Raw genomic sequence first — 13,933 nt, forward strand, 5'->3', positions numbered from 1 at the left:
GCACTTGCTTCTTCACAGGATGGTCCTTGACTTGAAGGCGGCGGCCATGCGCCCCTGCACGTAGATCGAGTGCAGGAGGCCGAGCGCCAGGAGTGTGGTGATCACCGAGGAGCCGCCGTAGCTGAGCAGCGGCAGCGTGATGCCGGTGATGGGCATGATCCCGAGGTTCATGCCGACGTTGACGAAGACCTGGAACATCAACATGGCCAGCACCCCGCCGGCGACCAACGCGCCGTACAGGTTCTTGGCCATCGTCAGGATGCGTAGGGATCTCCATATCAAGAGGGCGTACAGAGACAATACGAGTGCGCAGCCGACGAACCCCCAGCGCTCGCCCACCACGGCGAAGATGAAGTCCGTGTGGTGCTCGGGCAGGAAGTTGAGCTTCGTCTGGGTTGCGTTGTCGCCGCGCCCGGTCTTCTGACCGGCGCCGATGGCGATCTTCGACTGGTTCTGCTGATAGCCCTCGTCGGCCGCGTTGTCGCTGGGCGACAGGAACGACGTGAGGCGGTCCACCTGGTAGGGCTTGAGGACCTGCACGCCGGCCGCGGGGGCGGCGACGAGGGCGATCGTGACGGCGATCGCCATGAGGGCGAATAGCCCGGCGAAGTGCCGCCACGGTGCGCCCGCCACGTACAGGAGGGCGAACGCGATGACGATGTAGACGAGTCCGGATCCAAGGTCGGGCTGGGCGATCACGAAGAACGCCGGCGCGAGCATGAGCAGCATGACCCGGGCGGTGGTGTCGCGCTCCCCGATCCGCCGCGAGCGCCCGACGATGAAGCCGGACAACGCCAGGATCAGGAGGACCTTGCCCAGCTCCGAGGCCTGGAACTGGAAGAACGGGAGCTGGATCGCCCGCTGCGCACCCAGCGTCGAGGCGCCGAGGACGAGGTTGGCGACGATGATGACCCACAGGACGCCGTACAGGCCCCAGGTCAGCTCGCGGAAGCGCGAGTAGTCGACCCGGGCCAGCACGATCATGCCGAACAGGCCGACGCCGGCGAAGATCATCTGGCGGTGCAGGAAGTAGCCGGGCGAGCCCGCGATGTCCTCGCGCGTCGCCGCGTTGAGCACGACGAACGAGCAGGCGAGCAGGCCGAGCGTGGCCAGGAGGAGCAGCGGGTCGAACGGCAGCCGCAGGCTCAGGTGGCCCAGGGCGGCACCGGCCGTAGCGCGGGGCGGCGGGTCGCCGCCGGGCTCGCGGATGGGGGTCGCCGCCGTGCTCACCTGGTGTGCGACTCCCCGCGCACGAACTGGCCGCTGCGCCCGAAGAACCACTGCGACAGGATCTGGCGCGCCGCGGGTGCGGCCGCCTCGGCGCCGAAGCCGCCGCCCTCGATCGTCACCGCGACCACGATCGGCCGGTTCTTGTCGGGCACGAACGCGACGTACCACGACTGGTCGGGATGCGGCGGGCGCTCGGCCGTGCCGGTCTTGCCGTAGACCGGGTAGCGGTCCTGCGGCCAGCCCTTGAAGACGTCCGTCGACGTACCGCCCGGGCCGGCGGCCGCGCCGTGAAGGCCGTCGAGGATCGCCTGGCGCGCGCCCGACGGGAAGCTGATCCTGCGCGCGGCGGGCGGGTCGATCTGCTGCACGAGCCGGCCCTCGGAGTCCTCGATGTCGAGGCCGAGGTGCGGGCGCACGACCTTGCCGCCGTTCTCCAGCGCGGCGTAGGCGACCGCCATCTGCAGCGGCGAGGCCTGCAGGTCGCCCTGCCCGACCGACAGGTTGATGTTGTCGCCGACCGACCACGGGCGCGCGTCGGAGATGCCGCACGACGGCTTCTTCTCCTTCTTGCGGCACGCGAGCTCCTTGGCGCCGATCTCCTCGCGCCACTTGCGGTCGGGCACGAGGCCGGTGCCCTCGCTGGGCAGGTCGATGCCGGTGTGGCGCCCGAGGCCCATCCGGTGCGCCCAGGTCTGCAGCTGCTGGCCCTTGAGGCCGTTGAGGTCGCGGCCCAGCGTGTAGAAGAACACGTCCGACGAGACCTGGATCGCCCGGCGCAGGCTCAGCGAGCCGTTGACCGTCTTGCCCGCGTTGCAGAACTCCTGGATGCCGACCTTCAGACAGCCCGGGTCGTTGATCACCGTGCCCGTGTCGATGACGCCGTTGGCCAGCGCCGCCAGCGCGGTGATCGGCTTGAACGTCGACCCCGTCGGATACAGGCCGCCGGTGGCGCGGTCGAACAGCGGCGCGCCGTTCTCCTCCGACGACAGCTCGTTGTACTTCTTCTGGGTGATCGGCTTGGCGAACACCGACGGGTCATAGCTCGGGAACGAGCCCATCGCGAGGACCTCGCCGTTGCGCGGGTCCATCGCGACGAACGCGCCGGGCAGGCCGCCGCCCGCGGTCGCCACCGCCTCCTGGCCGGCCTTCTGCAGGTTGACGTCCAGCGACAGCTTCAGGTTGCTGCCCGCGACCGGCTGTCGCCGGCGCAGCTCGCCCTTGAAGCCGCCCATGGAGTCGACCTGCAGCAGCTGCGCGCCGTCGCGGCCGCGCAGGTAGCGGTCGTACTCCCACTCGATGCCGCTCTGGCCGACGATCGTCCCCTGCTTGACGCCCTTGAAGCGCTTGAGCTTGAGCTCCTCGGTGTCGATCTGCCCCACCGTGCCCAGCAGCTGAGCGGCCAGCGTGGTGTGCGGGTAGCGGCGCACGTACTGGTCGGTGACGGTCACCGCCGGGAACTGCCGCTTGCGCTCCTGCAGGTAGTTGAGCACCGCCCGGGGCGCATCCAGGCTCAGCGTGACGTTCGCGTAGGGCAGCAGGCGGCGCTGCTGGTTGACCTCGCGCGAGATCTCGATCGGCTTCATCCGCAGGACCTTCCCGAGCCGCAGGTACAGCAGCTTGCGCTCGGTGTTGTCCTTCGGCAGCCGGCCCGGCTCGAGCTGCACGACCGTGGCCTGGCGGTTGGTCACCAGCGTCGCGCCGTTGCGGTCGGTGACGTCGCCCCGCGGCGCCTGGATGCGGATCTCGCGCACGCGGTTGTCGTTGGCCTGGGAGACGTACTGGTCGCCGCTGAGGATCTCCAGGTACCAGAGCCGGAAGAACACGATCGCGAACATGACGAACGCGATGCCGCCGAACACCGCCACCCGCAGCGCGAGCTGCGGCGTGATGGCGGGCCGGCGGGGGTCGTCGCCGGGCGGTGGGGGCGCCGAGTTCATCATGCGCGCGAGAGGGGCGACAGGCCGCCGGTCGTGTAGGCCCGGCGCCGGCGGCGCTGCGGGTCGTCCGGCAGGGCGGGCAGCAGCCAGCGGCGGATCAGGGCGAAGACGGGCGCGGCCAGGATCGTGTTCAGGACGATGGTCGTGAGGATGTCGCGCAGCAGCAGCCAGCTGACCGGGGCGTCGACGCCGAGCATGAACTGCGCGAGCGAGTAGCCGATCGTCGCGATCGCGGTCGCGGCGGCGCCGGCGGCGATCGGGACCACCGCGCCCTGCGGGTCGCGCAGCTCGCGCAGCCGGCCGGCCCCGTAGCCGACCACGGTGTAGATCAGCGAGTTGAGGCCGAGCGTCTGGACGAGCGCGAGGTCGAGGAACAGCCCGATGCCGAAGCCGACGACCGCCCCGGTGATCGAGCCGGACAGCAGGCCGATCGACATCACCACCAGCGGCGTGAGGTCGGCGCTCACGCCGAACAGCGACACCTGCGAGACGGCAACGATCTCGAGCATGGTCGCCACCACCGCCAGCACGACGACGCGGAAGACGAGCTTGCGGGTCGAGCCGCCCGTCACCCGCGCGCTCCCAGCGGGTCGGTCAGGACCTGCACGACGTCGAGGCGCCGCAGCTGGGCGAACGGCTTGACGTGCACACGCTGGTAGACGTTGAGCTCGGTGTCGTCGACCTTCGTCACGCGGCCCACCGGCAGGCCGGGCGGGAACAGCGACTCGTAGCGCTGCGAGCGCGATCCGGCGGTGACGACGGTCTGGCCCGTCGCGATGCGGTCGCCGCGGCGGATGAACTCGAGCAGCAGGTCGTTCGGGTTGCCGACGGCGGGCTGCACGACGCCCGCCACCCCGCTCTCGTTGACGACGGCGGACACGCCGCTCGTGTGGTCGGTGATGAGCGTGACGATGGCCGCGTTGCCCGTCGCGGAGGTCACCGTGCCGACGAGCCCGTCGCCGTTGATCACCGGCTGGTCGACGCGGACGCCGTCGCCGGTGCCCTTGTTGATCGAGACCGTCGAGTACCACAGGGTCGGCGAGCGCGTGATCACGCGCGCGGAGACCGGCGACATCTGGTCGACGCCGAGGTCCTTGTCGAGGCCCACGAGCTTGCGCAGCTGGTCGACCTCGCGGGCGGCCGCGGCGTTCGCGATCGCCTGGCGGCGGGTCTGCTCGAGCTCCTTGCGCAGCTTGTCGCGCTCGTCCTTGGCGTCGAACGTGTCGCCGAACCAGCCGAAGAGGTCGCGGACCGGCTTCAGCGCGCGGCTCGCCCCGTCCTGGATCGGCGAGACGACCTGGAGGAACCCGCGCTGCACGCTGTGCAGCGGGCTGCCGGCGCCTTCGCCGAAGTAAGCGGTGAGCAGGATCAGGGAGCAGACGACGAGCAGTCCGAGGACCATTCGTCGGCGGCGCACCGTCTTGTCGTACACGGCGAAAGTCTCTCCACGGGGGTTGAACCGCGCTTCGGCAGCACCATGATCACGGGCGCCGGCGGCGGTTGCGGGAATTCTTGTTGGCGCGGTGGATGACCTCGAACTCCTCCAGCGACCGGCCGGAGCCCACCGCCACGCACGTCAGGGGCGATTCGGCCAGGTGCGCGGGCATCTGGGTCTCCTCCCGCAGCCGGTCGTCCAGGCCCTGCAGCAGCGATCCACCTCCGGCGAGCATGATGCCGCGGTCCATGATGTCGGACGCGAGCTCCGGAGGGGTGCGGTCAAGGGTCTCCTTGACCGCCTCGATGATCTGGGAGACCGGCTCCTCGAGCGCCTGGCGGATCTCCTCGCTCGTGAGGACGACCGTCTTCGGGAGGCCGGACACCATGTCGCGGCCGCGGATCTCGGCCTGGACCTCTTCCTCCATCGGGAAGGCGGAGCCGATCTCGAGCTTCAGCTCCTCCGCGGTCTGCTGGCCGATCAGCAGCTTGTACTCGCGCTTGGCGTAGTTGATGATCGCCTCGTCGAGCTCGTCGCCGCCGACGCGGATCGACTTCGACACGACGATGCCGCCCAGCGAGATCACGGCGACCTCGCTGGTGCCGCCGCCGATGTCGACGACCATCGAGCCGGTCGGCTCGCCCACCGGCAGCCCCGCGCCGATCGCGGCCGCCATCGGCTCCTCGATCAGGTAGGCGGTCCGGGCGCCGGCCGACAGGCAGGCCTCCTCCACGGCGCGCTTCTCGACGCCGGTCACGCCCGACGGGACGCACACGACGACGCGCGGGTGGGCCCAGCGGTTCTGGTGCACCTTCTGGATGAAGTGGCGCAGCATCTCCTCGGTGACGTCGAAGTCCGCGATGACGCCGTCCTTGAGCGGGCGGATCGCGGTGATCGTGCCGGGCGTGCGTCCGAGCATGCGCTTGGCCTCGATCCCCACGGCGTGCACCTCACCGGTGCGCTGGTCGATGGCGACCACGCTCGGCTCCGAGAGGACGATCCCGCGGCCGCGCACGTAGACGAGCGTGTTCGCGGTGCCCAGATCGACGGCCATGTCGCGGCCACCGAAGCCGGTGAGATAGCTGAAGAAGCCCATGTTGGAGTGCTGCGAGCGGACGCGGCGCGGTCAGCGCCACGAGGGGCCGCGTCCGGGGGCAGTGTAGCGGTTGGCCACGCCCGCCCTAGACCGGAAAAGTGCTGGATTCCATAAGGTCGCCTCCGCGTCTACCGGCTCGCGTCGAGCAGGTCGAGCAGGGCGGCGACCGGCAGGCCGACGACGTTGAGGTAGTCGCCCTCGATCGCTTCCACGAGCGCCGCGCCCCGGCCCTGGATGGCGTAGCCGCCGGCCCGGTCGCGCCACTCGCCGCTGGCGAGGTACCAGTCGAGCAGGGCGTCGTCGACCTCGCGGAACGCGACCTTCGTGACGGCGATGGTCGCGTGGTCGTCGAGCACCAGGCCGCTGATGACGTCGTGGGTGCGTCCGGACAGCGCCCGCAGGGTGGCCCGGGCGTGGGGCTCGTCGCGCGGCTTGCCGTAGATGGCGCCGTCGAGGGCGACGAGCGTGTCGACGGCGAGCACGTGCTCGCCGTCGATCGCCGCGTGCTTGCGGCGGGCGTTCTCGAGGGCGACCACGTGCGGGTCACCCTGCGCGAGCTCGTCGACGTCGGCCGGGCGCACCTCGAAGGGCACGCCGAGCTGCTCGAGGATCGCCCGCCGCTGGGGCGAGCGGCTCGCGAGGACGAGCGGATACGGCAGGGGGGCCCACCTCTGGCCGGCAGCGTTCACCTTCGTGCCTTCAGCGTCGCGGCCGGCCATCGGCACCCCCTGGGCTAGTACACCCATCCGCAAGTTCTTCGGGTCTCGGCGGCGCTCGCACGCGTCGGACGGCGGTCGCCGACCGCACACATACCGCCAGCATGCGAGCGGCCGGCGACCGCCCCCAGCCACGCACGATCATCCACCGAATACCTCGAAGAACCTCCGGACGGCCGCACTAGAGGTTCGGGAAGAACAGCTTCGCCTCACGCTCGGCGGACTCGGGCGAGTCCGACCCATGGACCATGTTCTGGCCGACCTCGATGGCGAAGTCACCGCGGATCGAGCCGGTGGCCGCCTCGAGCGGGTTCGTGGCGCCGATGACCTGGCGGGCGGCCTTCACGGCGTCCTGGCCCTCGAGGACGAGCGCGACGAGCGGGCCGGACGTGATGAACTCGACCAGCTCGCCGAAGAACGGCTTGCCCTCGTGCTCGGCGTAGTGCTGCCTGGCGATCGCCTCGTCGAGCGTGCGCTGCTCCAGCGCGACGAGCCGCAGGCCCTTGCGCTCGAAGCGGGCGATGATCTCGCCGGTCAGCCCGCGCTTGAACGCATCCGGCTTGACCAGGATGAGGGTCCGGTCCACTGGTGTCTCCTTCTGGGGGTCTCTTGGGAAGGCGCCAGACGATAGACGCCGCCCTCGTCACCGCCCGGCGCGGGCGCCGCGATGCGGCGCGGCGTCCCCTACGGCTCGGACGTGACGTCGAACGCGGCGGTCTCGCCGAGCTCTGGGTGCTCGCGCTCGTCGCGCTCCTCGCGACGGCGCCGGCGGCGCGAGGCGGTCGGCTGGACCGCGCCCGGCACCTCGGTCTCGCAGAACGGGCAGATCGGCCACTCGGGGTCGAGCGGCTTCTGGCAGTTCACGCACGGGTCCTTCAGGCGCCGCATGCAGCTCGGGCAGCGCAGGAACTCGCGCTGCACCGGGTAGTCGCAATGCGGGCAGAGCTGGTGGTCGAGCTCGACCATGCGCGCCTCGGCGGCCTGGATCTCGAGCTCGCGTTCGCGCACGTCGTCGAGGAACTCCGGCGGGCGCACGATCATGTAGACGATCGTCCCGACGAACGGGAAGAGGCTCGCCGCGGTCGCGCATCCGACGAGCATGGGATCCGCGATCCGGCGCCGCGCGTCCGCGTTCGTCCAGTAGATCAGGGCGAACCAGATGACGACGAGAAAGAGGATCAGGAGGTTGACGGCGAGATTGACCCCGTCGTTGTTGATCCCGAAGACTGCGAGCATGGCGTCCAAGGCTAGAGGAAGAGTCGGCCGAATCCGTATCCGATGGCGAAGAAGACCAGGATCACCAAGGCCACGATGAAGGCCACGGCGGCGATCATGGCGATGACGGATGGTCCTTCGTCGTTCACAGCGTAGACCCTGCTTTTCCGGGGTCGGTTCGCAGCAGATCCGCGATCAGATAGATCGATCCGGTCACGAGCACGGCGCCATTCTCCGCGCCCGCCGCCTCGCGCGCCACCGCGAGCGCCCGGCGGGGGTCGGCCACGCCCCGGACGTCCGTCGCACCGACCTGCCGCGCCAGCGACTCCAGCGTCGCGGGCGACAGCGCCCGTGGGTTCGCGTTCGACGTCGCGACGACCCGGCGGGCGAGCGGCACCACCTGGCGCAGCATCTCGCCCGCGTCCTTGTCGTCGAGGATCGACAGCACGAGCGTCAACGGCCGCCCCGCGAGCTCCTCGCGCACGGTCTCCGCCAGCGCCACCATGCCGCCCGGGTTGTGGGCGCCGTCGAGGAACGTCGGCGGGTCGGCGGAGAGCTGCTCGAACCGGCCCGGCACCAGCGTGCCGGCCGCCGCCGCCATGACCGCAGCCTCGTCGAGCCCACCCAGGTACGCCTCGGCGGCCGCCCGCGCCACCGCGAAGTTGCGGCGCTGGAAGCCGCCCCGGGCCGCCAACTCGACAGCGTCGCCCGCGGCGCCCGCCGACGCGACGACCAGCCGGGCGTCGACCCGGCGCGCCTCGTCCATCGCGTCGGGGTGCAGGTCCGGCCCCACGACCAGCGTCGAGCCCGGCCGCACCACCGCGAGCTTCTCGCGCGCGATGTCGCGCACCGTCGGCCCCAGCCAGCGCGTGTGCTCCAGCCCCACGTTGGTCAGGACGGCCACGCGCGAGTCGAGCACGTTCGTGGCGTCCCAGCGCCCGCCGAGGCCCGCCTCGATGACCGCCACGTCGACCTCGCGGCGCGCCATCTCCGAGAACGTCGCCGCCGTCAGCGCCTCGAACTGCGTGACGCGATCGTCCTCGCCCAGCGTCCGGTCGACCTTCGCCGCCGCCCCGGCCGCTCGCTGCACGGCGGCCGCGAACGCATCGGGCGACACGTCCTGCTCCCCGATCCGCACCCGTTCGCCGAAGCGCACGAGATGCGGCGACAGGTACGCCCCCGTGCACAGCCCGTGGCGCTCCAGGATCGCCGCGATCATGCGCACGGTCGAGGACTTGCCGTTCGTGCCCACGACGTGCACGGAGCCGAACCGCTGCTGCGGCTCGCCGAGCGTCAGCAGCAGGCGGCGCATGCGGTCCAGCCCGAACCGCATGCCGAACAGCTCGAGGCCGAGCAGGTACCCCTCGGCCTGGTCCTCGGTCCAGCAGGGCGCGGCGCCCGCCGCGCCGGGCGGATGGGCCGGGTTCAAAGCTCCGCGAGCTCCTGGCGCAGGCGCTCGAGCTTGTCGCGCTCGGCCTGGACGACGGCGGCCGGCGCCTTGCCCACGAAGCCCTGGTTGGCGAGCTTGCCCTCCGCGCGGCGGATCTCGGCCTGGAGCTCCGTGCGCTGCTCCGCCAGGCGCCGCGAGTGCGCCTCGAGGTCGACCGCGTCCGAGCGCAGCACGGCGACGGCACCGCCCGGGACGGGGATCGTGGCGACCGCCTCGCCCCCGTCCGCGGACAGCTCGAGGCGCGCGAGCAGCGCGATGCCCGCCGCGATGTCGTCGTAGCCGGCCGCGTCCAGGCGCGCCGGCAGCCGCGGCCCGGGCGGCACGCCGACCGCCTGGCGCCAGCCGCGCACGGCCTGCACCGCCTCGAACTGGCGCTCGACCGCCTCCTCGGCCTCCGGGTCCAGCAGCGCGTCGTCGGCGGCCGGGTACGGCGCCGCCGCCAGGAGATCCGGCCGCTGCACGCCCGCCGGCAGCAGCGCCCAGATCTCCTCGGTGACGAACGGGATGATGGGATGCGCCATCGCCAGCGTCTCGGTCAGCACGTGCAGCAGCGTGGCCTGCACGTCGTCGTCGTCGAGGCGCGGCTTGACGAGCTCGATGTAGCGGTCGCACAGCTCGTCGAAGACGAACTCGTAGAGGCCGAGCGCCGCGCGGTGGAACTCGAAGGCCTCGATCGCCTCGCGCGTCGCCCGCTTGGCCCGCTGCAGGCGCGACAGGATCCAGCGGTCCTCGACCGCGCCGGCGACCGGCGCGGGCTCGACTCCGTCGCCGACCCGGAGCAGCATGAACCGCGAGGCGTTGAACAGCTTGTTCGCCAGCCGCTGGCCCTGCTCGACCTTCTCGGCGCTGTAGCGCACGTCCTGGGTCGACGACATCGCGAGCAGGCCGAAGCGCGTCGCGTCGGCGCCGTGGGCGTCGATGACGTCGAGCGGGTCGATCCCGGTGCCCAGCGACTTGCTCATCCGCCGCCCGTCGGGCGCCTGGATGACCGAGTGGATGTAGACCCGGGAGAACGGGATCTCCTCGCGGAACTCGAGGCCCATCATGATCATCCGCGCGACCCAGAGGAAGATGATGTCGCGCGCCGTCGAGAGCACGTCGGTCGGGTAGAACGCGCGCAGCTGGGGCGTGTCCTGCGGCCAGCCGAGCGTCGCGAACGGCCACAGCGCCGAGGAGAACCACGTGTCGAGGACGTCGGGATCGCGCTCCCAGCCCTCCCCGGGCGGCTCCTGGAGCCCGCAGTAGACCTCGTCGTCGCGGTACCAGACGGGGATCTGGTGGCCCCACCACAGCTGGCGCGAGACGCACCACGGGCGGATCTCCGACATCCACTGCAGGTAGACCCGCTCCCAGCGCTCCGGGACGAACCGCACGCGCCCGTCGCGCACCGCCTCGATCGCCGGCGCGGCCAGCGGCTCCATGCGCATGAACCACTGCAGCGAGACGAGCGGCTCCACCCGCTCCCCCGAGCGATGGCTGAACGGCACCTCGTGCACGTACTCCTCGCGTGCGCGGATCAGGCCCTCGGCCTCGAGGCGGCTGACGACGCGGTCGCGCGCCTCCATCACGGTCAGCCCGGCGAAGTCCTCGCCCGCCTCCTCGTTCATCCGGCCGTTCTCGCCGATGACGGTGATCTCGTCGAGCCCGTGGGCGCGGCCGATCTCGAAGTCGTTGGGGTCGTGGCCCGGCGTGATCTTCAACACGCCGGTGCCGAAGTCGGTCTTGACGTACTCGTCGGCGATGATCGGCAGGCGGCGCCCGACGATCGGCAGGATCGCGGTGCGGCCGATGACGTCGCGGTAGCGCTCGTCGGCCGGGTTGACGGCGACCGCGGTGTCGGCCAGCATCGTCTCCGGGCGCACGGTGGCCACGACGAGCTCGCCGCCGCCCTCGAGCGGGTAGGCGATCGAGTACAGCGTGTCGGTGACCTCGCGCGGGTCGACCTCGAGGTCGCTGATCGCCGAGCGCAGCCCCGGATCCCAGTTGACGATCCGGTTGTCGCGGTAGATCAGGCCCTTGTCGTAGAGGGCGACGAAGACCTTCAGGACGGCTTCGACGTAGCCCTCGTCGAGCGTGAAGCGCTCGCCGTCGTAGTCGCAGGAGGCGCCCAGCCGCTTGAGCTGCTCGATGATCGTCGAGCCGTACTGCTCGCGCCACTCCCACACCCGCTCGACGAACGCCTCGCGGCCCAACTCCTGGCGCGAGGTCCCCTCGCGGCCGAGGAGCGTCTCGACCTGCTTCTGGGTGGCGATCCCGGCGTGGTCGGTGCCGAGGATCCACTTCGTCCGCCTGCCCTCCATCCGGGCCAGGCGGATCAGCGTGTCCTGGATCGTCGAGTTCAGCGCGTGACCCATGTGCAGCGCGCCGGTGACGTTCGGCGGCGGGATCGCGATCGAGTAGTTCTCGTCCGGCGTGCCCTCAGGCTCGGGCGAGAAGAGGCCCGACTCCAGCCAGCGTTTGGTGATGCGCGGCTCCACCTCGGCGGGCTCGAAGCGCGTGCGGGACTCCAGGTCGCTCATGTGAGCGATGGAGTGTAGATGTGGGGTCAGTGCCCCCGGCGGCCGCGGCCGAACATCATCCGCGGACCCGCGGCGCGCAGGAAGCGCCCGAGCTCGAGCTGGCCCGCGATCCGCCGCAGCTCGTCCTTGTCGCCGGCGGTGATGTTCTGCGGCCGGCCCTTCGAACGCCGCACGATGTCGACGACACGGCGGCGGTCCTCCGGCGACGTGACCTCGGTGAGGTGGCCGTAGCCCATCCGCGCCACCTCGAACAGCAGCAACCAGGACACCTTCCGGCGCAGCGACAGCAATCCCATGCCGACGCGACTACCCGGCGCCCGCGGCCGGTGAACACACGCGGGCCCGCCTCCCACCGGGAGAGGCTGCAAGCCCACCTTGCGTGCCGCGGGCCGGTGTCGGCACCGCTAGGCCGAGGCGGCGCGGCCCTCGCCGGAGTCCTCGCCGTCGGCCGCCTCGGTGACGAGCGTCGGCGGGATGCCGCGATTCACCGTCTCCTTGGTGACCACGCACTTCTTGACGTCGCGGCGCGACGGCAGCTCGAACTGCACGTCGAGCAGGATCTCCTCGAGGATCGACCGCAGGCCGCGGGCGCCGGTCTCGCGCTCGAGCGCCTTGTCGGCGATCGCGGTCAGCGCGTCGTCGGAGAACACGAGGTCGATCCCGTCGAAGGAGAAGAACCGCATGAACTGCTTGGCGAGCGCGTTGCGCGGCTCGGTGAGGATCGTGATGAGGTCGTCGCGCGAGAGCTGGTGCACGGCGCTGACGACCGGCAGGCGGCCGATGAACTCCGGGATCAGGCCGTAGTTGACGAGGTCCTCCGGCAGCGTGCGCTCGAAGACCTCGCCGGTGTCCTTGACGTGGTGGGACTCGATCGCCGCCCCGAACCCGACGCCCTTGTGGCCGATGCGCCGCTCGATGACCTTGTCGAGGTTCGCGAACGCCCCGCCGCAGATGAACAGGATGTTCGTCGTGTCGATCGACAGGAACTCCTGGTGCGGATGCTTGCGCCCGCCCTGCGGCGGCACCGACGCCGTCGTGCCCTCGAGGATCTTCAGCAGCGCCTGCTGCACGCCCTCGCCGGACACGTCGCGCGTGATCGACGGGTTGTCGGCCTTGCGGGCGATCTTGTCGACCTCGTCGATGTAGATGATCCCCGTCTCGGCCTTCTTGACGTCGTAGTCGGCGGCCTGGATGAGCTTCAGCAGGATGTTCTCGACGTCCTCGCCGACGTAGCCGGCCTCGGTCAGGGCCGTCGCGTCGGCGATCGCGAACGGGACGTTGAGGATCCGGGCCAGCGTCTGGGCCAGCAGCGTCTTGCCGCAGCCTGTCGGGCCGAGCAGCAGGATGTTCGACTTCTGCAGCTCGATGTCGGAGTCCTCGACCTGCATCATCTGGACGCGCTTGTAGTGGTTGTAGACCGCGACGCTCAGCGTGCGCTTGGCCGCGTCCTGGCCCACCACGTACTCGTTGAGGACCTCCCAGATCTCGCGCGGCTTCGGCAGGTTCTCGATGTCGAACGTCGGCGGAGCGGTGAGCTCCTCGTCGATGATCTCGTTGCAGAGATCGATGCACTCGTCGCAGATGTAGACGCCGGGGCCGGCGATGAGCTTCTTGACCTGCCGCTGGGACTTGCCGCAGAAGCTGCAGAGAAGCTGCTCGTTGGAGTCGGTCGGTCGGGCCATTCGTTCTGAAGCGACAGCGTTCCCGCTCGATCTCGAAGCTAGTGCTCCGAGATCACGCGGTCAATGATGCCGTACTCCTTCGCCTCTTCGGAGGACATGAAGTAGTCGCGCTCGGTGTCCTTGGACACCTTCTCGTACGTCTGCCCCGTGTGCTTGGCGATGATGTGGTCCAGGCGCTGGCGGATGTCGATGATCTCCCTGGCGTGGATCTCGATGTCCGTCGCCTGACCCTGGAAGCCCGAGCTCACCTGGTGGATGAGGATCTTGGCGTTGGGCAGCGCCATGCGCTTGCCCTCCGCGCCGCCGGCCAGCAGCAGCGCGCCCATGCTCATCGCGATGCCGACGCAGATCGTCTGCACGTCGGGCTTGATGAACTGCATCGTGTCGTAGATCGCCAGACCCGCGTACACCGACCCGCCGGGCGAGTTGACGTAGATCGAGATGTCCTTGTCGGGGTCCTCGGACTCGAGGTGCAGGAGCTGCGCCACGATCAGGTTCGCGATCTGATCGTCCACGGGCGTCCCCAGGAAGATGATGCGCTCGTTGAGGAGGCGGGAGTAGATGTCGAAGGCGCGCTCGCCTCGCGACGTCTGCTCGACCACCATGGGGACAAGTGGGCTCATGATCCTCGCTTCGATTCGCTCCGCGCCGGG

At 70.5% G+C, this 13,933-nt stretch carries 13 protein-coding genes; all 13 read right to left on the bottom strand.

Going from position 1 to position 13,933, the window contains the following annotated elements:
* Nucleotides 1-12: 12 nt before the first annotated feature.
* Nucleotides 13-1,230: a rod shape-determining protein RodA gene (gene rodA / locus DSM104329_RS19905; protein ID WP_259311594.1), complete on the bottom strand. Its 1,218-nt coding sequence runs from the start codon at nucleotides 1,228-1,230 to the stop codon at nucleotides 13-15.
* Nucleotides 1,227-3,170, bottom strand: a complete 1,944-nt coding sequence (mrdA, locus tag DSM104329_RS19910) for a penicillin-binding protein 2 (protein WP_259311595.1) — start codon at nucleotides 3,168-3,170, stop codon at nucleotides 1,227-1,229. The genes rodA and mrdA overlap by 4 nt, the downstream gene beginning before the upstream one ends.
* A complete protein-coding gene (gene mreD / locus DSM104329_RS19915; protein WP_259311596.1) occupies nucleotides 3,167-3,739 on the bottom strand; it encodes a rod shape-determining protein MreD in 573 nt (190 codons plus the stop codon). Before mreD ends, mrdA begins: the two co-directional genes overlap by 4 nt.
* Entirely contained in the window at nucleotides 3,736-4,599 is an 864-nt protein-coding gene (mreC, locus tag DSM104329_RS19920) for a rod shape-determining protein MreC (RefSeq protein WP_259311597.1), read from the bottom strand. Before mreC ends, mreD begins: the two co-directional genes overlap by 4 nt.
* Before the next feature lie 49 nt (nucleotides 4,600-4,648).
* Nucleotides 4,649-5,698, bottom strand: coding sequence for a rod shape-determining protein (locus DSM104329_RS19925; protein ID WP_259311598.1), 1,050 nt, complete (start codon nucleotides 5,696-5,698; stop codon nucleotides 4,649-4,651).
* A gap of 128 nt (nucleotides 5,699-5,826) precedes the next feature.
* Entirely contained in the window at nucleotides 5,827-6,444 is a 618-nt protein-coding gene (locus DSM104329_RS19930) for a Maf family protein (RefSeq protein ID WP_259311599.1), read from the bottom strand.
* Nucleotides 6,445-6,595: 151 nt separating this feature from the next.
* Entirely contained in the window at nucleotides 6,596-7,000 is a 405-nt protein-coding gene (gene ndk / locus DSM104329_RS19935; RefSeq protein WP_259311600.1) for a nucleoside-diphosphate kinase, read from the bottom strand.
* Nucleotides 7,001-7,098: 98 nt separating this feature from the next.
* Nucleotides 7,099-7,650 carry a zinc ribbon domain-containing protein gene (locus DSM104329_RS19940; protein ID WP_259311601.1) on the bottom strand — a complete coding sequence of 184 codons (552 nt, stop codon included), beginning with the start codon at nucleotides 7,648-7,650 and terminating at the stop codon, nucleotides 7,099-7,101.
* A 124-nt stretch (nucleotides 7,651-7,774) separates the two neighbouring features.
* On the bottom strand, nucleotides 7,775-9,058 hold the full coding sequence (locus tag DSM104329_RS19945) for a bifunctional folylpolyglutamate synthase/dihydrofolate synthase (protein ID WP_259311602.1): 1,284 nt from the start codon (nucleotides 9,056-9,058) through the stop codon (nucleotides 7,775-7,777).
* Nucleotides 9,055-11,598 carry a valine--tRNA ligase gene (locus tag DSM104329_RS19950; RefSeq protein ID WP_259311603.1) on the bottom strand — a complete coding sequence of 848 codons (2,544 nt, stop codon included), beginning with the start codon at nucleotides 11,596-11,598 and terminating at the stop codon, nucleotides 9,055-9,057. Before DSM104329_RS19950 ends, DSM104329_RS19945 begins: the two co-directional genes overlap by 4 nt.
* 26 nt (nucleotides 11,599-11,624) lie before the next feature.
* The gene (locus DSM104329_RS19955; protein ID WP_259311604.1) at nucleotides 11,625-11,894 is read right to left on the bottom strand and encodes a hypothetical protein; all 270 of its coding nucleotides are present in this window, start codon (nucleotides 11,892-11,894) and stop codon (nucleotides 11,625-11,627) included.
* 108 nt (nucleotides 11,895-12,002) lie between these two features.
* Nucleotides 12,003-13,280 carry an ATP-dependent Clp protease ATP-binding subunit ClpX gene (gene clpX / locus DSM104329_RS19960; RefSeq protein WP_259311605.1) on the bottom strand — a complete coding sequence of 426 codons (1,278 nt, stop codon included), beginning with the start codon at nucleotides 13,278-13,280 and terminating at the stop codon, nucleotides 12,003-12,005.
* Nucleotides 13,281-13,318: 38 nt separating this feature from the next.
* Entirely contained in the window at nucleotides 13,319-13,903 is a 585-nt protein-coding gene (clpP, locus tag DSM104329_RS19965) for an ATP-dependent Clp endopeptidase proteolytic subunit ClpP (protein ID WP_259311606.1), read from the bottom strand.
* Nucleotides 13,904-13,933: the final 30 nt, after the last annotated feature.

The sequence above is a fragment of the Capillimicrobium parvum genome (assembly GCF_021172045.1).
GTDB lineage: Bacteria > Actinomycetota > Thermoleophilia > Solirubrobacterales > Solirubrobacteraceae > Capillimicrobium > Capillimicrobium parvum.